General features: G+C 34.1%; 32 protein-coding genes and 1 other annotated feature. All 32 genes read left to right on the top strand.

Going from position 1 to position 25,380, the window contains the following annotated elements:
- Nucleotides 1-52 precede the first annotated feature (52 nt).
- The 32 genes from rplA (at nucleotide 53) to secY (ending at nucleotide 25,378) form a co-directional block, all read left to right on the top strand.
- Nucleotides 53-742, top strand: a complete 690-nt coding sequence (gene rplA, locus LL038_RS20530; protein ID WP_216125668.1) for a 50S ribosomal protein L1 — start codon at nucleotides 53-55, stop codon at nucleotides 740-742.
- Nucleotides 743-779: 37 nt separating this feature from the next.
- Nucleotides 780-916: a sequence feature (ribosomal protein L10 leader region), on the top strand.
- A 35-nt stretch (nucleotides 917-951) separates the two neighbouring features.
- A complete protein-coding gene (gene rplJ, locus LL038_RS20535) occupies nucleotides 952-1,452 on the top strand; it encodes a 50S ribosomal protein L10 (protein ID WP_216125673.1) in 501 nt (166 codons plus the stop codon).
- A 136-nt stretch (nucleotides 1,453-1,588) separates the two neighbouring features.
- Nucleotides 1,589-1,948 carry a 50S ribosomal protein L7/L12 gene (rplL, locus tag LL038_RS20540; protein ID WP_071614641.1) on the top strand — a complete coding sequence of 120 codons (360 nt, stop codon included), beginning with the start codon at nucleotides 1,589-1,591 and terminating at the stop codon, nucleotides 1,946-1,948.
- 263 nt (nucleotides 1,949-2,211) lie between these two features.
- Complete coding sequence (locus LL038_RS20545) at nucleotides 2,212-5,925, top strand: DNA-directed RNA polymerase subunit beta (RefSeq protein ID WP_216125676.1); 3,714 nt, start codon at nucleotides 2,212-2,214, stop codon at nucleotides 5,923-5,925.
- Nucleotides 5,926-5,945: 20 nt separating this feature from the next.
- Nucleotides 5,946-9,479, top strand: coding sequence for a DNA-directed RNA polymerase subunit beta' (rpoC, locus tag LL038_RS20550; protein WP_216125680.1), 3,534 nt, complete (start codon nucleotides 5,946-5,948; stop codon nucleotides 9,477-9,479).
- A 121-nt stretch (nucleotides 9,480-9,600) separates the two neighbouring features.
- Nucleotides 9,601-9,843, top strand: coding sequence for a ribosomal L7Ae/L30e/S12e/Gadd45 family protein (locus LL038_RS20555; RefSeq protein ID WP_216125682.1), 243 nt, complete (start codon nucleotides 9,601-9,603; stop codon nucleotides 9,841-9,843).
- Between the two features lie 115 nt (nucleotides 9,844-9,958).
- Nucleotides 9,959-10,342 carry a 30S ribosomal protein S12 gene (gene rpsL, locus LL038_RS20560; RefSeq protein ID WP_071614637.1) on the top strand — a complete coding sequence of 128 codons (384 nt, stop codon included), beginning with the start codon at nucleotides 9,959-9,961 and terminating at the stop codon, nucleotides 10,340-10,342.
- Between the two features lie 145 nt (nucleotides 10,343-10,487).
- Nucleotides 10,488-10,958 carry a 30S ribosomal protein S7 gene (rpsG, locus tag LL038_RS20565; RefSeq protein ID WP_071614636.1) on the top strand — a complete coding sequence of 157 codons (471 nt, stop codon included), beginning with the start codon at nucleotides 10,488-10,490 and terminating at the stop codon, nucleotides 10,956-10,958.
- Between the two features lie 74 nt (nucleotides 10,959-11,032).
- A complete protein-coding gene (gene fusA / locus LL038_RS20570; protein ID WP_216125683.1) occupies nucleotides 11,033-13,096 on the top strand; it encodes an elongation factor G in 2,064 nt (687 codons plus the stop codon).
- Between the two features lie 45 nt (nucleotides 13,097-13,141).
- Entirely contained in the window at nucleotides 13,142-14,335 is a 1,194-nt protein-coding gene (tuf, locus tag LL038_RS20575) for an elongation factor Tu (protein ID WP_216125666.1), read from the top strand.
- 405 nt (nucleotides 14,336-14,740) lie between these two features.
- Entirely contained in the window at nucleotides 14,741-15,049 is a 309-nt protein-coding gene (gene rpsJ, locus LL038_RS20580) for a 30S ribosomal protein S10 (RefSeq protein WP_071614633.1), read from the top strand.
- Between the two features lie 98 nt (nucleotides 15,050-15,147).
- Nucleotides 15,148-15,777 carry a 50S ribosomal protein L3 gene (rplC, locus tag LL038_RS20585; protein WP_071614632.1) on the top strand — a complete coding sequence of 210 codons (630 nt, stop codon included), beginning with the start codon at nucleotides 15,148-15,150 and terminating at the stop codon, nucleotides 15,775-15,777.
- A 23-nt stretch (nucleotides 15,778-15,800) separates the two neighbouring features.
- Nucleotides 15,801-16,421 (top strand): 50S ribosomal protein L4, encoded by a 621-nt coding sequence (rplD, locus tag LL038_RS20590; RefSeq protein WP_071614631.1) that lies wholly within the window; start codon nucleotides 15,801-15,803, stop codon nucleotides 16,419-16,421.
- Nucleotides 16,421-16,714, top strand: a complete 294-nt coding sequence (gene rplW / locus LL038_RS20595) for a 50S ribosomal protein L23 (protein ID WP_071614630.1) — start codon at nucleotides 16,421-16,423, stop codon at nucleotides 16,712-16,714. Before rplD ends, rplW begins: the two co-directional genes overlap by 1 nt.
- 56 nt (nucleotides 16,715-16,770) lie before the next feature.
- Complete coding sequence (gene rplB, locus LL038_RS20600) at nucleotides 16,771-17,604, top strand: 50S ribosomal protein L2 (RefSeq protein WP_071614629.1); 834 nt, start codon at nucleotides 16,771-16,773, stop codon at nucleotides 17,602-17,604.
- Nucleotides 17,605-17,664: 60 nt separating this feature from the next.
- Nucleotides 17,665-17,946, top strand: coding sequence for a 30S ribosomal protein S19 (rpsS, locus tag LL038_RS20605; protein WP_071614628.1), 282 nt, complete (start codon nucleotides 17,665-17,667; stop codon nucleotides 17,944-17,946).
- 22 nt (nucleotides 17,947-17,968) lie between these two features.
- Entirely contained in the window at nucleotides 17,969-18,304 is a 336-nt protein-coding gene (gene rplV / locus LL038_RS20610; protein WP_071614627.1) for a 50S ribosomal protein L22, read from the top strand.
- A gap of 16 nt (nucleotides 18,305-18,320) precedes the next feature.
- The gene (gene rpsC / locus LL038_RS20615; RefSeq protein ID WP_071614626.1) at nucleotides 18,321-18,986 is read left to right on the top strand and encodes a 30S ribosomal protein S3; all 666 of its coding nucleotides are present in this window, start codon (nucleotides 18,321-18,323) and stop codon (nucleotides 18,984-18,986) included.
- Nucleotides 18,987-19,003: 17 nt separating this feature from the next.
- On the top strand, nucleotides 19,004-19,447 hold the full coding sequence (gene rplP, locus LL038_RS20620) for a 50S ribosomal protein L16 (RefSeq protein WP_071614625.1): 444 nt from the start codon (nucleotides 19,004-19,006) through the stop codon (nucleotides 19,445-19,447).
- The gene (gene rpmC, locus LL038_RS20625) at nucleotides 19,437-19,649 is read left to right on the top strand and encodes a 50S ribosomal protein L29 (protein WP_071614624.1); all 213 of its coding nucleotides are present in this window, start codon (nucleotides 19,437-19,439) and stop codon (nucleotides 19,647-19,649) included. Before rplP ends, rpmC begins: the two co-directional genes overlap by 11 nt.
- A 21-nt stretch (nucleotides 19,650-19,670) precedes the next feature.
- The gene (gene rpsQ, locus LL038_RS20630) at nucleotides 19,671-19,925 is read left to right on the top strand and encodes a 30S ribosomal protein S17 (RefSeq protein ID WP_216125684.1); all 255 of its coding nucleotides are present in this window, start codon (nucleotides 19,671-19,673) and stop codon (nucleotides 19,923-19,925) included.
- A 36-nt stretch (nucleotides 19,926-19,961) separates the two neighbouring features.
- Complete coding sequence (rplN, locus tag LL038_RS20635; RefSeq protein WP_071614622.1) at nucleotides 19,962-20,330, top strand: 50S ribosomal protein L14; 369 nt, start codon at nucleotides 19,962-19,964, stop codon at nucleotides 20,328-20,330.
- 17 nt (nucleotides 20,331-20,347) lie between these two features.
- Nucleotides 20,348-20,671 (top strand): 50S ribosomal protein L24, encoded by a 324-nt coding sequence (rplX, locus tag LL038_RS20640; protein ID WP_071614621.1) that lies wholly within the window; start codon nucleotides 20,348-20,350, stop codon nucleotides 20,669-20,671.
- A gap of 22 nt (nucleotides 20,672-20,693) precedes the next feature.
- The gene (rplE, locus tag LL038_RS20645) at nucleotides 20,694-21,236 is read left to right on the top strand and encodes a 50S ribosomal protein L5 (RefSeq protein ID WP_071614620.1); all 543 of its coding nucleotides are present in this window, start codon (nucleotides 20,694-20,696) and stop codon (nucleotides 21,234-21,236) included.
- A gap of 15 nt (nucleotides 21,237-21,251) precedes the next feature.
- Nucleotides 21,252-21,437 (top strand): type Z 30S ribosomal protein S14, encoded by a 186-nt coding sequence (locus LL038_RS20650; protein WP_071614619.1) that lies wholly within the window; start codon nucleotides 21,252-21,254, stop codon nucleotides 21,435-21,437.
- 32 nt (nucleotides 21,438-21,469) lie between these two features.
- Complete coding sequence (gene rpsH, locus LL038_RS20655; protein ID WP_071614618.1) at nucleotides 21,470-21,868, top strand: 30S ribosomal protein S8; 399 nt, start codon at nucleotides 21,470-21,472, stop codon at nucleotides 21,866-21,868.
- Between the two features lie 141 nt (nucleotides 21,869-22,009).
- Nucleotides 22,010-22,549: a 50S ribosomal protein L6 gene (gene rplF / locus LL038_RS20660; protein WP_071614617.1), complete on the top strand. Its 540-nt coding sequence runs from the start codon at nucleotides 22,010-22,012 to the stop codon at nucleotides 22,547-22,549.
- 19 nt (nucleotides 22,550-22,568) lie between these two features.
- The gene (gene rplR, locus LL038_RS20665; RefSeq protein WP_216106708.1) at nucleotides 22,569-22,931 is read left to right on the top strand and encodes a 50S ribosomal protein L18; all 363 of its coding nucleotides are present in this window, start codon (nucleotides 22,569-22,571) and stop codon (nucleotides 22,929-22,931) included.
- Nucleotides 22,932-22,948: 17 nt separating this feature from the next.
- Nucleotides 22,949-23,446, top strand: a complete 498-nt coding sequence (gene rpsE / locus LL038_RS20670) for a 30S ribosomal protein S5 (protein ID WP_071614615.1) — start codon at nucleotides 22,949-22,951, stop codon at nucleotides 23,444-23,446.
- Between the two features lie 12 nt (nucleotides 23,447-23,458).
- Nucleotides 23,459-23,638, top strand: coding sequence for a 50S ribosomal protein L30 (rpmD, locus tag LL038_RS20675; protein WP_071614614.1), 180 nt, complete (start codon nucleotides 23,459-23,461; stop codon nucleotides 23,636-23,638).
- Between the two features lie 18 nt (nucleotides 23,639-23,656).
- Nucleotides 23,657-24,097, top strand: coding sequence for a 50S ribosomal protein L15 (rplO, locus tag LL038_RS20680; protein WP_071614613.1), 441 nt, complete (start codon nucleotides 23,657-23,659; stop codon nucleotides 24,095-24,097).
- Nucleotides 24,098-25,378, top strand: coding sequence for a preprotein translocase subunit SecY (gene secY / locus LL038_RS20685; RefSeq protein ID WP_216125685.1), 1,281 nt, complete (start codon nucleotides 24,098-24,100; stop codon nucleotides 25,376-25,378).
- Nucleotides 25,379-25,380: the final 2 nt, after the last annotated feature.

Here is a 25,380-nt window from a genome sequence, read left to right on the forward strand (position 1 = left end):
ATTAATTACGTGGGAGGTAAAAACCGTTATTACCACGAAGGAGGATACTATTATGGGAAAAAATTACAAAGAAAGCGCTAAACTTATAGATAAAACTGCTTTATATACACCAAAAGAAACTATGGACCTTGTAGTAAAAACATCTAAGGCTAAATTCGATGAAACAATAGAGCTTGCTATAAGTCTTGGTGTTGATCCAAGACATGCAGATCAACAAGTTAGAGGTGCAGTAGTACTTCCTTATGGAACAGGCAAAAGTGTTAAAGTCCTAGTTTTTGCTAAAGGTGATAAAGCTAAAGAAGCAGAACTTGCAGGAGCAGATTTTGTTGGAACTGATGAATTAGTTGATAAAATTCAAAAGGAAAATTGGTTTGGATTTGATATAGTTGTTGCTACTCCAGATATGATGGGTGTTGTTGGTAAATTAGGTAGAGTGCTAGGACCTAAGGGTTTAATGCCAAATCCAAAATCAGGAACAGTTACATTTGATGTTACTAGAGCAATAAATGAAATCAAAGCTGGTAAAGTTGAGTATAGAGTTGATAAAACTTCTATAATTCATGTAGCCATTGGAAAAAAATCTTTTGGAGCTGAAAAATTAATTGCTAACTTTCATGCATTAATGGAAGCAGTAGTTAAAGCTAAACCATCAGCAGCTAAAGGACAATATTTAAAATCAGTATCAGTTTCAAGTACTATGGGACCTGGAATAAAAGTAAATCAGGCTAAAGTGTTAGATTAGTATAGACAAATAGGCTTAAACATGGTATGATTTTTAAAGTAAAATAAATGATATTCCGTAGATAGTGGGTGCGAAAGCGTAAAAGACAACATACCTACCGAGGATTCCAATAAATGTGCTTGTGTACAGATATTAGGTCTCTTCGTGTCTACGGAGAGATTTTAATTTTCTTATAAAGCAGTTAAAAACTGTTAGGAGGTGGATACACAGTGTTAAGCAATAATAGACAAGTAAAAGAAGTAAAAGTGGCAGAAATAAAAGAAAAATTAGCAAAAGCTAAAGGTGTAGTACTTAGTCAGTATCAAGGTCTTAATGTAGAAGAAGATACAGAGTTAAGAAAAAACCTTAGAGAAGTTGGGGTAGAATATAAAGTATATAAAAACACTTTAGTTATTCTAGCGGCTAAGGAATTAGGAATTGAAGGTATAGATACTTACCTACAAGGATCTATTTCATTAGCATTTGGATATGAAGATGCAACTGTTGCAGCTAGAGTTTTAAAGGAGTTTGCAAAAACTCATAAGAAATTAGAGCTTAAAGCAGCTTTAATCGAAGGTAAAATATTTGACAGCGCAGAAGTTAACGCACTTGCATCAATACCATCAAGAGATGTTCTTATTGCAAAATTACTTGGAAGCTTCAAGGCTCCATTATCAAATCTTGCATACCTATTGAACTCAATTAAAGAGCAAAAGGAATCAGCACAATAATATTTTAAGTATTATGTGAAGGTACATAGCTAATTAATTTAATTGTTTCAAATCATACCTTCTATGAAGGTGATTATGCCTTGTTTATAGGCAAATATAAATATATACATGAAAAAAATTCGGAGGTGCATTTATAATGACAAGAGAAGATATTATTCAAGCTATAAAAGATATGAGTGTTTTAGAATTAAATGAACTAGTAAAAACTTGCGAAGAGGAATTTGGCGTAAGTGCTTCAGCACCAGTTGCTGCTGCAGGAGCTGCTACAGCTGTCGCTGAAGAAAAAACTGAATTTGACGTAATTTTAAAAGCTGTAGGACCTAACAAAATTAAAGTTATTAAAGTTGTTAGAGAATTAACTGGACTAGGACTCAAAGAAGCTAAAGATATAGTTGATGGAGCTCCAAAAACTATAAAAGAAGCTGTAAGTAAAGATGATGCTGCTGCAATGAAAGCTAAACTTGAAGAAGTTGGCGGCGAAGCAGAAGTAAAATAATTTTATTATAAAACAAGGGTACTTTTATATAAGAGTGCCCTTTTTTAAAATGTTATGTTGACATAGAATTATAATTATGATAATATAGCGTAATGTAAGAAAACTAGTAATTTTACATTGAAATAAATGCAATTATTGGTTATTGTGAATTAAATTAACAAATAAGGTTATAATAATATGATAAGTGTCTGAATCCAGAAGCATAATGTCCTAATGGAAAGTGTGTTTTTGGTTATTTTAGTTTATACAAGGGGTGAAAGCTGATGGTACATCCTGTCCAACTAGGTAAGAGAACAAGAATGAGTTTTTCAAAGATTGCAGAAGTAACTGATATGCCAAATTTAATTGAGATACAGTTAGATTCTTATGATTGGTTTTTGAAAGAGGGACTTCAAGAAGTTTTTGATGATATAAATCCTATTCAAGATTATACGGGAAATCTTGTTCTAGAGTTCGTAGGATACAAACTTGATATAGAAAATATTAAGTATACTGAAGAACAATGTAAAGAAAGAGATACAACTTACGCAGCACCTTTAAAAGTTAAGGTTAGATTGCGTAATAATGAAACAGGTGAAATCAAGGAACAAGAAGTCTTTATGGGAGATTTCCCACTGATGACACCACAAGGAACGTTTGTTATCAACGGTGCAGAAAGAGTTATAGTAAGTCAATTGGTTAGATCACCAGGTGTTTACTACAATTATTCAGTTGACAAGACAGGAAAAAAACTATACTCAGCTACTGTAATTCCAAACAGAGGAGCATGGCTAGAGTATGAAACAGATTCTAACGATATCGTATATATTAGAATCGACAAGACTAGAAAATTGCCAATAAGTATCTTAGCAAGGGCTATGATGGATAATGGTAGTGATTTAGACTTACATCAATTATTGGGTGAAGAAGAAAGATTAAAAGCAACAATAGAAAAAGATAATACTAAAACAAGAGAAGAAGCTTTGATAGAAATATATAAGAGATTAAGACCAGGTGAACCACCTACAGTAGATAGTGCGGTATCTCTTATTGATTCATTATTCTTTGATGCGAAGAGATACGATTTGTCAAGAGTTGGTAGATATAAATTCAATAAAAAATTATCAATTAATCACAGAATTGCAAATCAAATCGCTGCTGAGAATATTGTCAACCCTACAACTGGTGAAGTTATAGTTGAAAAAGATCAAAAAATAGATAGAGAAACAGCTTTAGAAATTCAAAATCTAGGAATTAATGTAGTAGATCTTCAAGTTGAGGATAAAGTAATAAGAGTTATAGGAAATAATTTTGTTAACCTTAATAAAGTAGTTAACTTTGATATTTCTGACCTTAATATTAGGGAAATGGTTCATTATCCAACATTAAAAGAGATACTAGATAATTATAGTGATGAAGATGAGATTAAAGAGCAAATAAAAGCCAATAAAACTAGATTGATACCAAAACATATAATTAAAGATGATATGTATGCTACAGTGAGCTACGAGTTAGGACTAACTTACGATATCGGTTATATTGATGATATTGATCATTTAGGAAATAGACGAATTAGATCTGTAGGGGAACTTTTACAGAATCAATTTAGAATAGGATTATCTAGAATGGAAAGAGTTGTTAAGGAAAGAATGACAATTCAAGACCAAGAAGGAATTACTCCTCAAGCACTTATAAACATAAGACCAGTAGCAGCAGCTATAAAAGAATTTTTTGGAAGTTCTCAACTTTCTCAATTTATGGATCAAACAAATCCATTATCAGAACTTACAAACAAAAGAAGATTATCTGCGCTAGGACCAGGTGGGCTTTCTAGAGAGAGAGCTGGCTTTGAAGTTAGGGACGTTCATTACTCACATTATGGTAGAATGTGTCCAATAGAGACGCCAGAAGGACCCAATATAGGGCTTATTAACTCGCTTGCAAGTTACGCTAAGGTAAATGAATATGGATTTATCGAAACACCATATAGACTTATAGATAAGAAAACATCAATAGTTACAGACAAGATTGTTTATATGACTGCAGATGAAGAAGATTCATATCTAGTAGCACAAGCAAGCGAACCAATTAGTGAAGATGGTACTTTTGTAGATGATAAGGTAACTGTAAGAAAGACAACAGAAATAATGATCGTTCCAAAAAATGAAGTTGATTTAATGGATATATCACCAAGACAAATAGTTTCTGTTGCAACTGCTATGATTCCATTTCTTGAGAATGATGATGCAAGTCGTGCACTTATGGGTTCGAACATGCAGCGTCAAGCAGTACCATTACTCAAATCACAATCTCCAATTGTAGCTACTGGTATAGAATATAGAGCTGCAGTAGATTCTGGTGTTCTTCCGAAAGCTAGAAATGCCGGCATAGTTGAGTACGTAAGTGCTAACGAGATTAAAGTAAGAAGAGATTCAGACAGTGGACTTGATGTTTATAAAATTCTTAAGTTTAAAAGATCAAATCAAGGTACGTGTATAAATCAGAAACCTATAGTTAATAAAGGAGAAAAAGTTGAAGTAAACACTGTTTTAGCAGATGGACCTTCAACAGATCTTGGAGAAATAGCTTTAGGTAAGAACATACGTATTGGGTTTGTAACTTGGGAAGGTTATAATTATGAGGATGCAATGCTAATATCTGAAGAACTTGTTCGTGATGATATATTTACTTCAGTTCATATTGAAGAATACGAATCAGAAGCAAGAGACACTAAGCTTGGACCGGAAGAAATAACTAGAGACATCCCAAATGTTGGAGAAGATGCACTTAAAGACATAGATGAGGGTGGAATAATAAGAATTGGTGCTGAGATAAGATCTGGAGATATCCTTGTGGGAAAAGTAACACCTAAGGGAGAAACAGAGCTTACCGCAGAGGAGAGATTATTAAGAGCAATATTTGGTGAAAAAGCAAGAGAAGTAAGAGATACATCACTTAGGGTACCTCATGGCGAGGCTGGAATAATAGTCGACGTTAAGGTATTCACTAGAGAAAATGGTGATGAACTTCCACCAGGTGTAAATGAACTAGTTAGATGTTATATAGCTCAAAAAAGAAAGATATCTGTAGGCGATAAGATGGCAGGAAGACATGGTAATAAGGGAGTTATCTCAAGAGTATTACCAGTAGAAGATATGCCATTTTTACCAGATGGAAGACCACTTCAAATATGCTTAAATCCACTAGGAGTTCCGTCTCGTATGAATATAGGTCAAGTACTTGAGGTTCATCTAGGATGGGCAGCTAGTGAATTAGGTTGGCACATTGCAACTCCAGTATTTGATGGTGCACAAGAGGAAGAAATTGAAGCGTGCTTGATAAAAGCAGGATATGATGCAGATGGAAAAACTGATTTGTATGATGGACGTACAGGAGAAGCACTTGATAGCAGAGTTACTGTTGGATATATGTATATCTTGAAATTACATCATCTAGTAGATGATAAAATACATGCTAGATCTACAGGACCATATTCTCTAGTAACACAGCAACCATTAGGTGGTAAAGCACAGTTTGGTGGCCAAAGATTTGGAGAAATGGAAGTTTGGGCACTGGAAGCTTATGGTTCAGCTCATACATTGCAAGAGATTCTAACAGTTAAATCTGATGATGTTGTAGGTAGAGTTAAAACATATGAAGCAATTGTTAAGGGTGAAAATATCCCAGAACCAGGTGTGCCTGAATCATTTAAAGTTCTTATAAAAGAACTGCAAGCCTTATGTCTTAATGTTAAGGTTCTTACTGATGATAGAGAAGAAATTAAAATTAAAGAGTCAGTAGACGATGAAATGGAAGAATTAAATCTAAATGTTAACATAGAAGGTTCAGAAGATGTAGTGCCTGAATCGCCAACTGAAGAGTATGTTGAACTTATTGATGAAGATGAAGAAGTAGATGTTGATATAAATTATGATGAAGTACCATTAGAAGATTTTGGTGAAGATTTAGAATTGAATGATTTTAATGATGAACATTAATATGAAGGGAGGCTGGACCCTTGTTTGAATTTAATAATTTTGATGCTATTCAAATAGGATTAGCATCACCGGAACAAATTAGAGAATGGTCGAAAGGTGAAGTAAAAAAACCTGAGACTATAAACTATAGAACTTTAAAACCTGAAAGAGATGGACTTTTTTGCGAGCGTATATTTGGACCAATAAAAGATTGGGAATGTCACTGCGGAAAATACAAGAGGGTAAGATATAAGGGAATAGTTTGTGATAGATGTGGTGTTGAAGTTACAAAATCAAAAGTAAGACGTGAAAGAATGGGGCATATAGAACTTGCTGCTCCAGTATCTCACATTTGGTATTTTAAAGGAATACCATCTCGTATGGGACTTATTTTAGATATGTCACCTAGATCACTAGAAAAAATTCTTTATTTTGCTTCTTATGTAGTATTGGATCCAAAAGAAACATCACTACTAAGAAAGCAAATCCTTAGTGAAAAAGAATATAGAGAAGCTATTGATAAATTTGGAAATGATAGCTTTGTTGCTGGTATGGGTGCAGAGTCTGTTAAAGTGCTTCTACAAGGTATAAACTTAGAGGAATTATCTAAGGAATTAAAAGAAGACTTAAAAACAAGTACAGGACAAAAAAGAATTAGAAGTATAAGAAGGTTGGATGTATCAGAGTCATTTAGAAAATCTAAAAACAAGCCTGAGTGGATTATAATTGATGTAATCCCTGTAATACCACCTGATTTAAGGCCAATGGTACAATTAGATGGGGGAAGATTTGCTACTTCTGATTTGAATGATTTATATAGAAGAGTAATAAACAGGAATAATAGACTTAAAAAGCTTTTAGATTTAGGGGCTCCAGACATAATCGTTAGAAATGAAAAAAGAATGCTTCAAGAAGCTGTAGATGCATTAATTGATAATGGAAGACGTGGAAGACCAGTTACAGGACCAGGTAATAGGCCTTTGAAATCTTTATCTGATATGTTAAAAGGTAAACAAGGAAGATTTAGACAAAATCTACTTGGAAAACGTGTTGATTATTCTGGACGTTCGGTTATAGTTGTTGGACCGGAACTTCAAATGTATCAATGTGGTCTTCCAAAAGAAATGGCTTTAGAATTATTTAAGCCTTTTGTTATGAAAAAGTTAGTTGGTAGTGGAGTGGCTCATAATATTAAGAGCGCTAAGCGTATGGTTGAGAGGGTTATGCCTCAAGTATGGGATGTATTAGAAGAAGTAATAGCTGATCATCCGGTATTGTTAAATCGTGCACCTACACTGCATAGACTTGGAATTCAAGCTTTCCAACCTATATTAGTAGAGGGTAGGGCTATTAAGCTACATCCACTTGTATGTACAGCTTATAACGCTGACTTCGATGGAGATCAAATGGCAGTACATGTACCTTTATCTGTTGAAGCTCAAGCTGAAGCAAGGTTCTTAATGCTTGCAGCTCACAATATAATGAAACCGTCAGATGGTAAACCAGTTTGTGTACCTACTCAAGATATGGTTTTAGGAGCTTACTACTTAACTATTGATAAAGATGGTGCAAAAGGTGAGGGAAGAGCATTCTCATCACCAGATGAAGTAATGATGGCATATCAAGTAAAGGACATTGCTATTCATGCAAAAATTAAAGTTAAGGTATCTGGCGTTGTTAATGGCATTAGTGTAACTTCTGTTATAGAAACTACACCAGGAAAATTAATATTTAATGAAACTATACCTCAAGATTTAGGATTTATTGATAGAAGTATTCCTGGCAATGAACTTAAGTGTGAAATAGATTTCTTAGTAAGTAAAAAGAATCTTGGTAGCATTATTGATAAATGTTACTTAAAATATGGTCCTTCAGAAACTTCTAAGATGTTAGATAAGATAAAGGCCAAAGGATATCATTACTCAACAATTGGAGCAATTACTGTTGCTACATCTGATATGCAAGTTCCGGAAGCTAAAAAAGAATTGTTAAGAGATGCTGATGAAACTGTAAATAAAATTGAGAAAATGTATAGACGAGGATTTATATCTGAGGAAGAAAGGTACCAAAGAGTAATAGAAAAATGGACTAAGACTACAGAAGATGTAGCAAATGCATTAATGGATAGTTTGGATAAATTTAATCCAATATTCATGATGGCAGATTCAGGAGCCAGAGGGTCTAAGAGTCAGATTAAACAATTGGCTGGTATGAGAGGCCTGATGGCTAATCCATCAGGTAAGATAATAGAGTTACCAATTAGAGCGTCATTTAGAGATGGACTAACCGTATTAGAGTATTTTATCTCAACACATGGAGCTAGAAAAGGTAATGCAGATACAGCACTTAAGACTGCCGATTCAGGTTATCTAACAAGAAGACTTGTTGATGTATGTCAAGATGTTATAGTAAGACACGAAGATTGTGGAACAAACGAAGGGTTTGAGGTTTCAGAGATTTGTGATGGTAGTGAGGTAATTGAACAATTAGTTGAAAGATTAACTGGGAGATATTCTGCTGAAGATATTATTCATCCAAAGACAGGCAAAGTAATAGTTCCTAAGGGTGAATATATGGACATAAATTTAGCACAAGAAGTTCAAAATTCTGGTGTTAAAAAAGTTATGATTAGATCAGTATTTACATGTAAGGCTAAAATCGGTGTTTGTGCTAAATGTTATGGAATGAATATGGCAACTTCTCAAAAAATAAATATTGGAGAAGCCGTAGGAATAATTGCAGCTCAATCTATCGGAGAACCAGGAACACAACTTACAATGAGAACATTCCATACTGGTGGAGTAGCAGGATCAGATATTACTCAAGGTCTTCCAAGGGTTGAGGAATTATTTGAAGCTAGAAAACCAAAAGGACTTGCAATAGTAAGTGATGTAACTGGTAGCGTTAAAATGGAAGATACTAAGAAAAAGAGAGTTGTAATTGTAATTGGTGATGCAGGAGAAGAATTAAGTTATGATATACCATTTGGTTCAAGATTAAAAGTTGCAAACGGTGATAGAATTGAGGCTGGAGACGAAATAATTGAGGGTTCAGTTAATCCGCATGATATTTTAAGAATCAAAGGCGTTAATGGAGTTAAAAATTATTTATCATCAGAGGTACAAAAAGTTTATAGACTTCAAGGTGTTGATATTAATGATAAGCATTTAGAGGTTGTTGTAAGACAGATGACAAGAAAAGTAAAAATCGAAGAATCTGGAGATACTGAACTACTTCCAGGAAATTTAGTTGATATTTTTGCTTTTGAAGATGCTAATTCAAAAGTTGAAGCTGAAGGTGGCGTACCTGCTGTGGGTAAGATATCCCTATTAGGTATAACTAAAGCCGCACTTGCAACAGAATCATTCTTGTCAGCAGCATCATTCCAGGAGACAACAAGAGTTCTTACTGATGCAGCTATCAAGGGTAAAATTGATCCATTACTTGGATTAAAAGAAAATGTAATAATTGGAAAATTAATACCTGCAGGTACTGGTATGACAAGATATAGGACTATAAAGATAAATACTGAAGATGAAGTTAAGGTAGAAAATGAAAATGATTTAGAACTATAACTTGTAACTAGTTGACAGGCGGATACTAAAATGATAAAATACACCTTGTGTGTGATTTAAATCGAGTAGATGTATCTTAATTAGATAAATCTTATGATTGTAGTTATGAAGGGAGTTATAAATGGTAGAAAAAATTGTAGGTCAGAAGGTCGTTGGAGTTAAACAAACCCTAAAAGCATTAAAGAATAATCAGGGTAAGGTTTTGTATATAGCCAAAGATGCTGATAATAGTATTACTGAGCCTATTTTAAAATTAGCCAAAGTTAATTCCCTGCAAATAGTATTTGTAGACACAATGAAAGAACTAGGAAATCTTTGTGACATAGATGTTGCATCAGCAACAGCATTGCGTTTTGAAGATTAAATTATTGCTAGCAACTAAATAATATAGATATATCATGTGATAACATAACGTTAAGTTGTGTTATGACACATTGATATAAATGAAAATTAGCTTATAAAAATGGGGAGGTGAAACCATGCCAACTATTAACCAATTAATAAGAAAAGGCAGAAAGACATTAGCTACAAAATCAGCTGCACCAGCATTAAAAAATTGCCCACAAAAAAGAGGCGTTTGTACAGTAGTTAAAACGACAACTCCTAAGAAGCCAAACTCAGCATTAAGAAAAGTTGCAAGAGTAAGACTTACAAACGGATATGAAGTTACTGCGTATATTCCAGGTGTAGGCCACAACTTACAAGAACATAGTGTTGTTCTTATAAGAGGTGGAAAAGTTAAGGATTTACCAGGAGTTAGATACCACATCATCAGAGGAACATTAGATTCAGCTGGAGTTGCAGGAAGACTACAAAGTAGATCTAAATATGGTACTAAAAGACCAAAGCAGGCAAAAAAATAATGCTTTGAACTAAGGTGCAATGTCTTCAGCATTTATATATATGATAATTTAAATATTTACATACATTTGCAGAAGTACAGAGTGCTTTGCGGTAGAAATATCGAGTACCTATGAGTTAATTAAAATTGTTAAGGAGGGAAGTAAAGTGCCGAGAAAAGGATATATTGCAAAAAGAGATGTATTACCAGATCCTATGTACAACAGCAAAGTCGTTACAAAGTTAATAAACAATGTAATGGAGGATGGTAAAAGAGGAGTAGCACAAAAAATATGCTATGAAGCTTTTGACATAATCAAAGAAAAGACAGGTAAAGAACCTTTAGAGGTTTTTGAAGCAGCATTAAATAATGTTATGCCATTACTTGAAGTAAAAGCTAGAAGAATAGGTGGAGCTAATTATCAAGTGCCTATCGAAGTTAGACCTGAGAGAAGACAAACATTAGGATTAAGATGGTTATTAATCGCTGCAGATAACAGAGGCGAGAAATATGCAAGAGAAAAACTTGCTAATGAGTTACTTGAGGCTTCAAACAACACTGGAGCAGCAGTAAAGAAAAGAGAAGACATTCACAAGATGGCTGAAGCTAACAAGGCTTTCGCTCATTACAGATATTAATAACAAAACTGTTTTGGCTTTGCCAAGACAGTTTTGTCAAATTTAAAATCACTCGTTGAGAGGAGGAACAAATAGTGGGAAGAGAATATGCTTTAGAAAAATTCCGTAACATAGGTATTATGGCTCATATTGATGCTGGTAAAACAACTACTACTGAACGTATACTATTCTATACAGGAAAAACACATAAGATTGGTGAAGTTCATGATGGTGGAGCTACAATGGATTGGATGGTACAAGAACAAGAAAGAGGTATAACAATAACTTCTGCGGCTACAACTTGTTTTTGGAAAGGTTATAATATAAACATTATTGACACACCAGGGCACGTAGATTTCACAATTGAAGTTCAGAGAGCTTTGAGGGTACTTGATGGTGCAGTTGCTGTATTTGCTGCAAAAGGTGGAGTTGAACCACAATCTGAAACAGTGTGGAGACAAGCTGCTAAGTACAATGTTCCAAGAATGGCGTATGTTAATAAAATGGATATAATGGGTGCAGATTTTTATAGAGTTGTTGAGATGATGAGAGAAAGACTTCATGCTAATGCAGTTCCAATACAACTTCCAATAGGAAAAGAAGAAGGGTTCCTCGGAATTATAGATTTAATTAGAAATATTGCAGAAGTCTATAAGGACGATTTAGGAACACAAATAGAAGAAATAGAAATTCCAGAAGATATGAAAGAATTAGCAGAAGAATATAGAGCAGCTATGGTTGAAGCAATAGCTGAGCTAGATGAAAATCTTATGATGAAATATCTTGATGGTGAAGAAATAAGTGAAGAAGAATTAAAAGCAGCATTAAGAAAAGGTGTGCTTAACAATGAAATAGTACCTGTAATCTGTGGTTCTTCATACAAAAACAAAGGTGTTCAAATGATGATAGATGCTGTTATAGAATACATGCCATCACCACTTGATATACCAAATGTTAAAGGACAGGATATTGATACTGCCGAACCATTGGAAAGACATCCAAGCGATGATGAACCAATGGCAGCATTAGCATTTAAAATAGCCACAGACCCATTTGTTGGTAGACTTTGTTTTACAAGAGTTTACTCAGGCATAATGAAAACTGGTACATACGTTTTAAATGCTAACAAGGGTAAAAAAGAGAGAATTGCTAGGCTAGTTAAAATGCATGCTAATCACAGAGAAGAAGTTGATGAATTACGTGCAGGAGAATTAGGTGCAATAATTGGACTTAAAAATACAACTACTGGAGAAACTTTATGTGATGAGGATAATCCAATATTGTTTGAGACCATGGACTTCCCAGATCCAGTTATTCATGTAGCTATTGAGCCTAAAACTAAAGTAGGACAAGAAAAATTGGGAATGGCTCTTGCAAAACTCTCAGAAGAAGATCCTACGTTCCAAACTTATACAGATCAAGAAACTGGTCAAACAATAATTGGTGGTATGGGTGAGCTTCATCTAGAGATTATTGTTGATAGACTTCAAAGAGAATTTAAAGTTGAATGTAATGTAGGTAAGCCACAAGTTGCTTATAAAGAAACAATACGTAAGCAAGTTAAAGCAGAAGGTAAATACATTAAACAATCAGGTGGACGTGGACAATACGGTCACTGTTGGATAGAGTTAATACCAACTACTGAACCTTACTCGTTTGAAAATGCTACTGTTGGTGGATCTATTCCAAAAGAATTTATAGGACCAATAGAAAATGGAATTAAAGAAGCATCAAAAACTGGTATTCTTGCTGGATACCCAGTTCTTAACTTTAAAGTTAAAGTAGTTGATGGTTCATACCATGATGTTGACTCAAATGAAATGGCATTTAAGGTTGCTGGTTCTATGGCTTTCAAAAATGGTATGGCAAAAGCAGATCCAGTATTGCTTGAACCAATAATGAGAGTTGAAGTAACAGTGCCAGAGGAATACATGGGTGATGTTATGGGAGATATTAATTCAAGAAGAGGTAGAATTGAAGGAATGGAAGCTGAATCAGGCGCTCAAGTAATAAGAGCAATGGTTCCATTATCTGAAATGTTTGGATATTCTACAACACTTAGATCAAGAACTCAAGGTAGAGGAGTATACAGTATGGAATTTGCTGCATACGAACCAGTTCCAAAGAGCATTCAAGAACAAGTTATAGGCGAAAAATAATAATTAATATATGAGATAATATGTAAATATAAGGAGGAATACAAAATGGCAAAGGCAAAGTTTGAAAGAACCAAACCACATGTAAACATAGGAACAATAGGGCACGTAGATCACGGCAAGACAACATTAACAGCTGCAATAACTGCTGTACTTGCAACTAAAGGATTAGCAGAAGTATCAAGATTCGACCAAATTGATAAAGCACCAGAGGAAAGAGAAAGAGGAATAACAATTAATACATCACATGTTGAATATGAAACAGAAAATAGACATTATGCACATGTTGATTGCCCAGGACATGCAGATTATGTAAAGAACATGATTACAGGAGCAGCACAAATGGATGGAGCAATCCTAGTTGTTAGTGCAGCAGATGGTCCAATGCCTCAAACAAGAGAACATATATTACTTGCAAGCAGAGTTGGAGTAGGTTATATAGTAGTATTCTTAAACAAAGCAGATATGGTAGATGATCCAGAATTATTAGAACTTGTTGAAATGGAAGTAAGAGAACTATTAAGTGAGTATGACTTCCCAGGTGATGATATTCCAATTGTAACAGGATCAGCATTAAAAGCATTAGAAAATCCAACAGATCCAGAAGCATCAAAATGCATATTAGAATTAATGGAAGCTGTAGATAGTTACATTCCAACACCTGAAAGAGCTACAGATAAAGCATTCTTAATGCCAGTAGAAGATGTATTCACAATCACAGGTAGAGGAACAGTTGCTACAGGAAGAGTTGAAACTGGGATACTTAAGGTTGGAGAAGAAGTAGAAATAGTTGGACTTAGCGAAGATAAAAGAAAAGTTGTATGTACAGGAGTTGAAATGTTCAGAAAACTTCTAGATCAAGCAATGGCTGGAGACAACATTGGAGCATTATTAAGAGGAGTTCAAAGAGCTGACATTCAAAGAGGTCAAGTACTTGCAAAACCAGGTTCAATACATCCACATGCAAAATTTGTAGGGCAAGTATATGTACTTAAAAAAGAAGAAGGCGGAAGACATACACCATTCTTCGACGGATACAGACCACAATTTTATTTTAGAACAACAGATGTAACAGGATCAATAAAATTACCAGACGGAATGGAAATGGTAATGCCAGGAGATCACATAGACATGAATGTAGAATTAATCACTCAAGTAGCAATGGATGAGGGATTAAGATTTGCAATCAGAGAAGGTGGAAGAACAGTAGGTTCTGGAGTTGTTACTTCAATAGTTAAATAGTAATTAATAAGATATTTTTTATAATCAATTGATGATTTTAATATAATAAAAGCTTTTATTATTAAGGGGAAGAGGACGCTCTTCTCCTTTTAAATACGAAAAAAACCATGTATAAATATGAATAAAAATAGCTTATATAAAAATAATTAAATAATAAAAAAAAAACTTGTCAAAGTAAAAGAAATGTTGTATACTTTAGAGGTTGTATTGTGTTAACAGTGATGAGGTAAGAGGTTGCCGGACTTCCGGGTAATTCTTCACCGAACATGTCCTGATCTTGAATCGGGCGACGGGGTTCCTACAATTGTTTCATGTTTTTATTTCACGAAACACCCGGAACAGTTTACAGAACATCCGCTGTTGTACGTAAGAAGTAGAGCGTGCGATGAAAAGGAGGAAATAATAATGATAAAGCAAAAAATTAGAATTAGATTAAAGGCTTTTGATCATAATATATTAGATCAATCAGCTGAGAAAATTGTTCAAACTGCTAAAAGTACAGGAGCTAAAGTAGCTGGTCCAGTACCACTACCTACAGAAAAAGATGTAATTACAGTATTAAGGGCTCCACATAAATATAAAGATTCGAGAGAACAATTCGAAATAAGAACTCATAAGAGGCTAATAGATATCATTAGTCCATCACCTAAAACTGTTGATGCTCTAATGAGACTCGACTTACCAGCTGGTGTTGATATCGAAATAAAACTATAAGCGTACATAGAAGTGCGATAAAACGTAAGTAATAGGTTTCTATTACTAACTATTATGATCACCATTGTGGTCCGCTAATAAGTAGGAGGTGTATTTTCATGAAAAAAGGTATAATGGGTAAAAAACTTGGTATGACTCAAATATTTGATGAGAATAGAAAAGTTGTTCCAGTAACAGTTGTTGAAGCAGGTCCATGTGTTGTTGTTCAAATAAAAACTGTTGAAAATGATGGTTATAGTGCAATTAAAGTTGGTTTTGGTGACATAAGAGAAAAGTTAGTTAACAAACCAATGCAAGGACAATTTGCTAAAGCAGGTACTTCTTTAAGAAGATTCGTAAAAGAATTTAGAATGGAAGATACAAGTGCTTATGAAGTAGGTCAAGAGTTTAAGGCTGATATATTCGCAGCTGGAGATAAAATTGACGTATCAGGAATATCTAAAGGTAAGGGATTCCAAGGTTGTATTAAAAGATGGAATCAGCACACAGGACCAATGAGTCATGGTTCTAAATTTAAAAGAGCAGTTGGATCAATGGGAGCATCTTCTGATCCATCAAAAACGTTTAAAAATAAACGTATGCCAGGTCATATGGGTAATGTTAGTAGAACAGTATTAAACCTTGTAATAGTTAAAGTAATGCCTGAAAAGAACATTATATTAATTAAAGGTGGTATTCCAGGACCAAACAAAGGTACAGTTGTAATAAGAAATGCTGTTAAAGCGTAACTTTAAAGAAAGGAGGATGCAGAATGCTTACATTAGATTTATTTAATAAACAAGCACAAAAAGTTGGAGACATTCAGTTAAATGAAAGTATATTTGGAGTTGAAATCAATGCAGATGCTATGCATCAAGTTGTTGTTGCACAACTTGCAAATAAAAGACAAGGAACTCAATCAGCTAAAACTAGAGCTGAAGTTCGAGGCGGTGGAATTAAGCCTTGGAGACAAAAGGGAACTGGTAGAGCAAGACAAGGTTCTATTAGAGCGCCACAATGGATACATGGTGGTATAGTATTTGCTCCAAAGCCAAGAGATTACCGTATGTCTGTACCAAAGTCAATGAGAAGAGTTGCTTTCAAATCAGCTTTATCAGCTAAAGTAGCTGAAAATGAAATGATAGTAATTGATAGTTTAGAATTTGACTCACCAAAAACTAAGGCAATGTTAGAGGTTTTAAAAGCTTTCGATGCTAAGAAAACTTTAATAGTTGTTGAAACTTCAGATGAGAATGTTTATAAATCAGGAAGAAATATACCTGGAGTACAAGTTACACCAGTAAATAACTTGAATGTTTATGACATACTTAAATATGAAAAATTCATAGTTACAAAGGATGCTGTATCTAAGATTGAGGAGGTGTATATATAATGAAGCTAACTAGCCATGATATTATAAGAAAACCAGTAATTACTGAAAAAAGTATGGCGGTAATGGCTGATAAAAAATACACCTTTATAGTTGATATCCATGCAAATAAAACTCAGGTTAAAAAAGCAGTAGAAGAAGTATTTGGAGTTGTCGTTGAAAATGTAAGAACTTTAAAAAATATAGGTAAAACTAAAAGAGTTGGAGTTCACATTGGAAAAAGGGCAGACTTTAAAAAAGCTATTGTTACTTTAACAACAGAAAGTAAAACAATTGAGTTTTTTGATGGTATGTAATTATTAAGCTAGTATTGGCAGAAGCCAGATAAGCGAGAAAAAAGGAGGGAATTCACATGGCAATTAAAAAATTTAGACCCACCACACCTTCAAGAAGAAATATGACTATGTCTGATTTTGAAGAAATAACAACAGATAAGCCACTAAAATCACTTCTTGTAAGTACAAAAAGACATGGTGGTAGAAATAACCAAGGTAAGATAACTGTTCGTCACCGAGGTGGTGGAGCAAAACAGAGTTACAGAATAATTGATTTTAAGAGAAATAAAGATGCTATTCCAGCAAAAGTTTCTACAATTGAGTATGATCCAAACAGATCTGCTTACATAGCTCTTGTTGTTTATGCTGATGGTGAAAAAAGATACATAATCGCTCCAGTTGGTTTGAAAGTTGGAGATGTAATTGTATCCGGTGCCGATGCTGATATAAAAATTGGAAATACACTTCCAATAGTTAATATACCATTGGGTTCTACAATTCATAATATAGAATTACAAGTAGGAAAAGGTGCTCAACTTGTAAGATCTGCAGGTTCTTCAGCTCAGCTTATGGCTAAAGAAGGAGAATATGCTCAAGTAAGACTTCCAAGCGGTGAAGTAAGATATATTAGATTAAACTGTAGAGCTACTATAGGAACAGTTTCTAATTTAACTCACGACATTGTTAATATAGGTAAAGCAGGAAGAAAGAGACACTTAGGATTTAGACCTACAGTCAGAGGATCAGTAATGAATCCGAACGATCATCCACATGGTGGTGGAGAAGGTAAATCACCAGTTGGTCACGCTAGTCCGATGACTCCTTGGGGTAAACCAGCATTAGGATATAAAACTAGAAAAACCAAAAAATACTCTGACAAATTTATTGTCAAAGGTAAAAATAGAAAATAGTTTGAGGAGAATTTATCTTCTTTACAACTATGTTTATTGTGTATGAAGGGAGGCCACAAAGTGAGTAGATCAGTAAAAAAAGGACCTTATGTACAAGAAGTTCTGTTAAAAAGAATAAATGAAATGAACAAAAATGGTGAGAAAAAAGTAATAAAGACTTGGTCAAGAAGTTCTACTATTTTCCCACAAATGATAGGGCATACTATCGCAGTTCATGATGGAAGAAAACATGTGCCAGTTTATGTTTTAGAAGATATGGTAGGACATAAATTAGGAGAATTCGCATTAACTAGAACATTCAAAGGACACATTGACAGAGAAAGAACTAGCAAAGTAAGATAGTGCTGGAAGGAGGAAACAATCAATGGAGGCTAAAGCTATAGCTAAATACGTAAGAACTTCTTCGATGAAAATGGGGATAGTTCTTGGGTTAATAAGAGGTAAAAATGTAAATGAAGCTTTTGCTATATTACAATACACTCCAAAAAATGCAGCTGAAGTAGTTAATAAAGTACTTAAATCAGCTGTAGCAAATGCAGAAAACAATTTAAATTTAGATATTAATAGACTATATGTTGCTGAAGCTTATGCATGCCAAGGTCCAACACTTAAGAGGTTTAGACCACGTGCACAAGGAAGAGCGTATAGAATAAGAAAAAGATCTAGTCATGTCACTATTATAGTTACAGAGAGATCATAAGAAGGAGGGTTATAGCGTGGGACAGAAAATACATCCACATGGCTTTAGAGTCGGTGTAATAAAGGATTGGAGTTCTAAATGGTATGCAGATAAGAAGAACTTTTCAGATAATCTTGTTGAAGATTTTAAGATTAGAAAATTCTTAAAAAGCAAACTTTATACAGCTGGAATTTCTAAGATTGAAATTGAAAGAGCAGCTAAAAGAGTTAAAATCAACATACACACTGCTAAGCCAGGAATGGTAATTGGTAGAGGTGGCTCTGGTATTGAAGTTATAAAACTTGATATGAAAAAATTAGTAGCAGATAAAAATGTTTTAATTAACATAGTAGAAGTTAAACAAGCAGAAAACAATGCTCAATTAATGTCAGAAAATGTTGCTTCTCAATTAGAAAAAAGAATTTCTTTTAGAAGAGCAATGAAACAGACAATTCAACGAGCTATGAGATCTAATGTAAAGGGAGTCAAAATTGCTTGTGCAGGAAGACTTGGCGGAGCTGAAATAGCTAGAACTGAACATTACCATGAAGGTACAATACCTTGTCAAACATTAAGAGCTGATATAGACTATGGATTTGCAGAAGCAAATACAGTATATGGTAAAATAGGCGTTAAAGTTTGGGTATATAGAGGTGAAGTTCTTCCTACAAAGAAAACCGTTAAGGAAGAAGTAAAAGCGTAAGGAAGGAGGAATAAGACATGTTAATGCCTAAGAGATCTAAACATCGTAAGGTTCAACGTGGTAGAATGAGAGGAAAAGCTACAAGAGGAAACTTTATTGCATATGGTGATTATGCATTACAAGCTATGGAATGTGGCTGGGTTAAAAGTAATCAAATTGAAGCTGCCAGAGTTGCTATCAATAGAGAAGTTAAAAGAGGCGGTAAGGTTTGGATAAAAATCTTCCCTGATAAGCCAGTAACTGAAAAACCGGCTGAAACTCGTATGGGTTCAGGTAAAGGATCAGTAGAATATTGGGTAGCAGTTGTTAAGCCAGGTAGAGTCTTATTCGAAATCGCAGGAGTAACAGAAGAAGCAGCTAGAGAGGCAATGAGACTTGCTTCACACAAACTTCCAATAAAAACTAAGTTTGTATCTAGAAAAGATTTCGAGGAAATGGGTGGTGAAGTCATTGAAGGCTAATGAATTAAAAGAATTAAGACAAAGTAATCCTCAAGATTTACTAGTAAAAATGTCTGATCTAAAGGCAGAATTATTTAACCTTAGATTTCAGTTAGCTACAGGGCAACTAGAAAATCCTATGAGAATTAAGCAAGTAAAAAAATCTATAGCCCAAATTAAGACCATCCTTAGGCAAGAAGAAATAAAGGCTTTAGAACAGTAAAACTGAAAGGAGGTTGCTTTTGTGGAAAGAAATAATAGAAAAACAAGAACAGGTAGAGTAGTTTCTGATAAAATGGATAAGACAATAGTTGTTGCAATTGAAACAAAAGTTCGTCATCCATTATACGGAAAAATAATTAATACAACAACAAAATTTAAAGCTCATGATGAAAAGAATGAAGCTAAAATTAATGATAAAGTTACAATTATGGAAACTAGACCATTGTCTAAAGATAAAAGATGGAGAATTACTGGTATAGTTGAAAAAGCTAAATAACATTTCAGTTCAACGACTGAAAGGAGGGTATTCGATATGATACAACAGCAAAGTAAATTAAAAGTCGCAGATAATTCTGGTGCAAAAGAAATTATGTGTATTAGAGTATTAGGTGGTTCCAAGAGAAAATGGGGAAACATCAGTGACACAATAGTTGCTAGCGTAAAAAGTGCAACACCAGGTGGAGTTGTTAAAAAAGGTGAAGTTGTTAAAGCAGTTATAGTCAGATCAGTAAAAGGGTTAAGAAGAGCAGACGGAACATACGTTAGATTTGATGATAATGCTGCTGTTATTATAAAAGACGACAAAACCCCAAAAGGAACTCGTATATTCGGACCTGTTGCAAGGGAGTTAAGGGATAAAGACTTCACTAAGATCTTATCACTAGCGCCTGAAGTTCTATAAGATAGGAGGTGTCTAACATGGCAGTTAAAAAAGTACACGTGAAAAAAAATGATTCAGTAATGGTTATTTCAGGTAAAGACAAAGGTAAAATAAGCGAAGTCTTAGCTGTATATCCTAAAACTGGTAAAGTTTTAGTGAAAGATGTTAGTGTAATTACAAAACATCAGAAACCAAGCAAACAAAATATGCAAGGTGGTATAACTCACAGAGAAGCAGCTATTAATAGTTCTAAGGTTATGTTATATTGTACAAAATGCAAAAATGTAACGAGAATAAATAGTAAGATTCTAGAAGATGGAACTAAGGTAAGAGTTTGCAAAAAATGTGCAGAAACATTTTAATTCCTGAAAGGAGGTTTAACATATGAGTTCAAGACTACAAGAAAAATATGAAAAAGAAGTAGTTCAAGCTTTAATGGAGAAATTCGGTTATAAAAATATAATGGAAGTTCCTAAGCTTGAGAAAATAGTATTGAATATGGGAGTTGGAGAAGCTAAAGATAATTCTAAGGTTTTAGATGCAGCGCTTAGTGATATGCAGATTATTGCAGGTCAAAAGCCAATCATAACAAGAGCAAAGAAATCTATAGCTAACTTTAAATTAAGAGAAAATACACCAATAGGGTGTAAAGTTACTTTAAGAAAAGCTCAAATGTTCGAATTTGCCGATAAATTAATGAACGTTGCATTACCTAGAGTTAGAGATTTTAGAGGAGCTTCTTCTAAAGCATTTGATGGTAGAGGGAATTATGCTATAGGAATTAAAGAACAACTTATTTTTCCTGAAATAGAATATGATAAAATTGATAAAATTAGAGGAATGGATATAATATTCGTTACTACAGCAAAGACAGACGAGGAAGCAAGAGAATTATTAAGATTCCTTGGAATGCCATTTGCTCAATAATTAGGAGGGAAACATATGGCACGTAAGGCTTTAATAGAGAAATGGAAAAAAGAACCTAAATATTCAACTAGAGCTTATACAAGATGCAGACTTTGCGGAAGACCACATTCAGTATTACAAAAATTTGGTATATGCCGTATCTGTTTTAGAGAACTTGCACACAAGGGAGAAATTCCTGGTTGCAGAAAAGCAAGTTGGTAATTAGAACATTCTAATGAAAGGAGGCACGAAAAATGGTTATGACTGACCCAATCGCAGATTTGCTAACACGTATAAGAAATGCAAATGTTGTAAGACATGAAATAGTAGAAGTACCTTCATCAACTATAAAGAAGGAAATAGCAAATATATTACTTCAAGAAGGGTACCTTAAAAATATCGAAGAGTACAATGATGGTGTCGTTCCTATGATGAGACTTGCAATGAAATATGGTCAAAACAAGGAAAGAGTTATCACTGGACTTAAGAGAATATCTAAACCTGGTTTAAGAGTATATTCTAAAAATGAAGATATTCCAAAAGTATTGAATGGATTAGGAGTTGCTATAATATCAACTTCTAAAGGATTAGTAGCAGATAGAGAAGCTAGAAAATTAGGCCTAGGCGGAGAAGTTATTTGTTATATTTGGTAGTCTAATAATTCTAAGGCATAACGACTATAATTTGTTATGTACATAGTAATAATAGATAATTAGTTAACAATTAAAAGAGATATATGGGATATAATTATTAATAATGGTTATATGTCTGAAAAGAATACAGGAGGTGTAAGTATGTCAAGAATCGGAAGACTTCCAGTAGTTATACCTAATGGAGTAACTGTTACAGTTTCACCAGTGAATGTTGTTAATGTAAAAGGACCAAAAGGTGAACTAACTCAAAACATGAGTACTAAAATGAATATAGCTATGGAAGACAATACTGTGGTAGTTACAAGACCGAGTGATGTAAAAGAGCATAGAGCTCTTCATGGATTGACAAGATCATTAATAAACAATATGGTTATTGGTGTTGTAGAGGGATATGAGAAAACACTTGAATTAGTTGGCGTTGGTTATAGAGCTCAACTTAAAGATGGTAAAATAACATTAAGCCTCGGATATTCACATCCAGTTATAATTGATGCAGTTCCAGGAATCCAATTTATATTACCAGATGCTAATAAAATAATAGTAAAAGGTATTGATAAACAATTAGTTGGAGCTGTTGCAGCAGAAATAAGAACTTGGAGAAAACCAGAACCTTACAAAGGCAAAGGAATCAGATATTCTGGAGAAATTGTTAGACGTAAGGAAGGTAAAACAGGTAAATAAGTAGGAAGGAGTGAATGATGTGTTCAAGAAAGACGATAGACAAAAGTCAAGAGTTAAGCGTCATCTTAGAGTTCGTAAAAAGATCTCTGGTACAGCAGAAAGACCAAGATTAGCTGTATATAGAAGTGAAAAGAACATATATGCTCAAGTAATAGATGATGTTGCAAAAATCACATTAGTTTCTGCTTCAAGCATAGATAAAGCTTTTGAACCAAAAGTAGGAAGTAATAAAGATGCGGCAAAATTAGTAGGTAAAATGATTGCTGAAAGAGCACTTGAAAAAGGAATAAAAGAAGTAGTATTTGACAGAGGCGGATATGTATATCACGGTAGAGTACAAATCCTCGCTGAAGGAGCAAGAGAAGCTGGACTTAAATTCTAAGAGAAGGAGGGAAACACATGAAAATTGATCCTAGCACATTAGATCTTAAAGAAAAAGTAGTTAACATAAACAGAGTTGCTAAGGTTGTTAAAGGTGGAAGAAACTTCAGATTCAGCGCATTAGTTGTTGTTGGAGACGAAAACGGACACGTTGGCGTTGGTATGGGTAAATCTGTAGAAATTCCTGAAGCAATTAGAAAAGGAATAGAAGATGCTAAGAAAAATCTAGTAAACGTGGCTATGGTTGGAACAACTATTCCACATACTATTGATGGTAAGTTTGGTACTTCTGTTATACACATAATGCCTGGCGCTGAAGGTACAGGAGTTCTTGCTGGCGGTCCAGTTAGAGCGGTTCTAGAATTATCAGGATTAAAAGACGTTAGAGCTAAATCTTTAGGTTCTAGTAATCCTAGAAATGTAGTTAATGCTACTATTGATGGGTTATCAAGATTAAGAACAGCAGAAGACGTTGCTAAATTAAGAGGTAAGACTGTAGAAGAAATTTTAAGATAGGAGGGGAAAACCTTGGCTAAAGTTAAAATAACATTGGTTAAAAGCTTAATTGGTAGAAAGAAAGAACATATCGCTACTGTTAATGCTTTAGGATTAAGAAAAATACGAAAAAGTGTTGAGCACGAGGAAACTCCTCAGATCAAAGGCATGATTAACAAAGTAATATATCTAATAAATGTAGAGCAAGTATAAAAACGAGGAGGTGTTGACATGAAACTTCATGAGTTAAAACCTGCGGAAGGTTCAAAAAAATCTCCAAAGAGAATCGGTAGAGGTACTGCTTCAGGTTGGGGAAAAACTGCGGGAAGAGGTCAAGATGGACAGAACTCTAGATCTGGTGGTGGAACAAGACCAGGATTCGAAGGAGGCCAAATGCCTTTATATAGGAGATTACCTAAAAGAGGTTTTACAAATATTTTTGCAAAACAATACTCTTGTATAAATGTAGATAGGCTTAATGTATTCGAAGATGGTACTGAAGTTACACAGGAATTGTTAGTAGAGAAAAGAATCGTAAGAAAGATACACGACGGAGTTAAAATACTTGGTAATGGTAATTTAGAAAAGAATTTAACTGTAAAAGTATCTAAACTCTCGAAAGCAGCAGCTGAAAAAATTACAGCAGCTGGGGGAAAAGTTGAGGTGATATAAATGCTATCAACCATACGTAATGCCTGGAAAATTCCTGATTTAAAAAAACGTATGATATTTACGCTACTTATGGTTGTAATTATACGGGTAGGTATTTTCATTCCTGTTCCGGGTGTAGATGCTAGCAAGTTAGCAAGTTTAACTAGTAATGGAGGAACATTATTTAGTTTTTACGATATGCTTTCGGGTGGTGCATTTGGTAAATTTAGTATTTTCGCGATGGGTGTTGGTCCATACATAAATGCATCTATTATAATGCAATTACTAGTAATTGCAATTCCATACCTAGAGCAACTTTCTAAGGAAGGGCTTGAAGGGCGTAAGAAAATACAAGATTATACTAGATATGCTTCAATAGTACTAGGGGTTTTACAATCTTTTGGTATGTATGCAATTATTGCAGGGACTGGAGCATTTTCAAATACATCTAGTTTAACCATATTTTTAGTGGTACTAACGATGACTACTGCATCAACGTTTTTGGTGTGGATAGGTGAACAAATCACAGGTAAAGGTATTGGTAATGGTGTTTCATTGATAATATTTATTAATATTATATCTGGGCTACCTGCACTTGCATATAAAATCGCTGGACTTCAAAAGGCCGGCACTGTAAGTTTCGTAGGGGTTATATTGTTTGTTGTAATTGCTGTGGCATTATTAGTTGCAGTAGTAATAGCAAGTTTAAGTGAAAGAAGAATTCCGGTTCAATATGCAGGTAAAGCTGTTGGAAACAAGGTTTTCAAAGGGCAATCAACACATATTCCAATTGGTGTAAATGCATCTGGAGTTATCGGTATAATCTTTGCAATGTCAGTAATGACATTTCCAGCAACAATAGCACAGCTAAAACCGACATCTTCAATTGCAAAATTCATCACAGGAAGTCGTTGGAGCATATTTGAAGCAAATACTTGGAAATATGCAGTGGTGTATTTTGTATTAATAGTATTTTTTACATGGTTTTATACTCAGGTAACATTTAAACCAGATGAAATGGCAGAAAATATGCATAAATCATCAGGTTTCATACCAGGTATTAGACCGGGTGAGAATACAGCAACATATATCGATAGTGTACTTACTAAGATTTCAATCCTTGGAGGAATTTTTGCAGGTGTTATAGCATTATTTCCTATTATTACAGAAGGCTTTACTCAATTCAAGGGAATATACTTTGGAGGTACAATGTTATTAATTATGGTTAATGTTGGTATTGAAACGTTGAGACAACTTGAATCACAATTGGTAATGCGTCATTACAAAGGATTTCTTAAATAAAA

The organism is Clostridium estertheticum (assembly GCF_026650985.1).
GTDB classification, from domain to species: Bacteria; Bacillota; Clostridia; order Clostridiales; family Clostridiaceae; genus Clostridium_AD; species Clostridium_AD estertheticum_C.

What these genes read in the sequence shown, in the direction of transcription:
- rplP (WP_071614625.1), top strand. Translation starts at nt 19,004, where the DNA reads ATGTTAATGCCTAAGAGATCTAAACATCGTAAGGTTCAACGTGGTAGA.
- rplX (WP_071614621.1), top strand. Translation starts at nt 20,348, where the DNA reads ATGGCAGTTAAAAAAGTACACGTGAAAAAAAATGATTCAGTAATGGTT.
- rplA (WP_216125668.1), top strand. Translation starts at nt 53, where the DNA reads ATGGGAAAAAATTACAAAGAAAGCGCTAAACTTATAGATAAAACTGCT.
- rplO (WP_071614613.1), top strand. Translation starts at nt 23,657, where the DNA reads ATGAAACTTCATGAGTTAAAACCTGCGGAAGGTTCAAAAAAATCTCCA.
- LL038_RS20555 (WP_216125682.1), top strand. Translation starts at nt 9,601, where the DNA reads ATGGTAGAAAAAATTGTAGGTCAGAAGGTCGTTGGAGTTAAACAAACC.
- tuf (WP_216125666.1), top strand. Translation starts at nt 13,142, where the DNA reads ATGGCAAAGGCAAAGTTTGAAAGAACCAAACCACATGTAAACATAGGA.
- rplV (WP_071614627.1), top strand. Translation starts at nt 17,969, where the DNA reads ATGGAGGCTAAAGCTATAGCTAAATACGTAAGAACTTCTTCGATGAAA.
- LL038_RS20545 (WP_216125676.1), top strand. Translation starts at nt 2,212, where the DNA reads ATGGTACATCCTGTCCAACTAGGTAAGAGAACAAGAATGAGTTTTTCA.
- rpsH (WP_071614618.1), top strand. Translation starts at nt 21,470, where the DNA reads ATGGTTATGACTGACCCAATCGCAGATTTGCTAACACGTATAAGAAAT.
- rpsL (WP_071614637.1), top strand. Translation starts at nt 9,959, where the DNA reads ATGCCAACTATTAACCAATTAATAAGAAAAGGCAGAAAGACATTAGCT.
- rplL (WP_071614641.1), top strand. Translation starts at nt 1,589, where the DNA reads ATGACAAGAGAAGATATTATTCAAGCTATAAAAGATATGAGTGTTTTA.
- rpsJ (WP_071614633.1), top strand. Translation starts at nt 14,741, where the DNA reads ATGATAAAGCAAAAAATTAGAATTAGATTAAAGGCTTTTGATCATAAT.
- rplD (WP_071614631.1), top strand. Translation starts at nt 15,801, where the DNA reads ATGCTTACATTAGATTTATTTAATAAACAAGCACAAAAAGTTGGAGAC.
- LL038_RS20650 (WP_071614619.1), top strand. Translation starts at nt 21,252, where the DNA reads ATGGCACGTAAGGCTTTAATAGAGAAATGGAAAAAAGAACCTAAATAT.
- secY (WP_216125685.1), top strand. Translation starts at nt 24,098, where the DNA reads ATGCTATCAACCATACGTAATGCCTGGAAAATTCCTGATTTAAAAAAA.
- rplW (WP_071614630.1), top strand. Translation starts at nt 16,421, where the DNA reads ATGAAGCTAACTAGCCATGATATTATAAGAAAACCAGTAATTACTGAA.
- rpsE (WP_071614615.1), top strand. Translation starts at nt 22,949, where the DNA reads ATGAAAATTGATCCTAGCACATTAGATCTTAAAGAAAAAGTAGTTAAC.
- rplF (WP_071614617.1), top strand. Translation starts at nt 22,010, where the DNA reads ATGTCAAGAATCGGAAGACTTCCAGTAGTTATACCTAATGGAGTAACT.
- rplN (WP_071614622.1), top strand. Translation starts at nt 19,962, where the DNA reads ATGATACAACAGCAAAGTAAATTAAAAGTCGCAGATAATTCTGGTGCA.
- rplC (WP_071614632.1), top strand. Translation starts at nt 15,148, where the DNA reads ATGAAAAAAGGTATAATGGGTAAAAAACTTGGTATGACTCAAATATTT.
- rplB (WP_071614629.1), top strand. Translation starts at nt 16,771, where the DNA reads ATGGCAATTAAAAAATTTAGACCCACCACACCTTCAAGAAGAAATATG.
- rplE (WP_071614620.1), top strand. Translation starts at nt 20,694, where the DNA reads ATGAGTTCAAGACTACAAGAAAAATATGAAAAAGAAGTAGTTCAAGCT.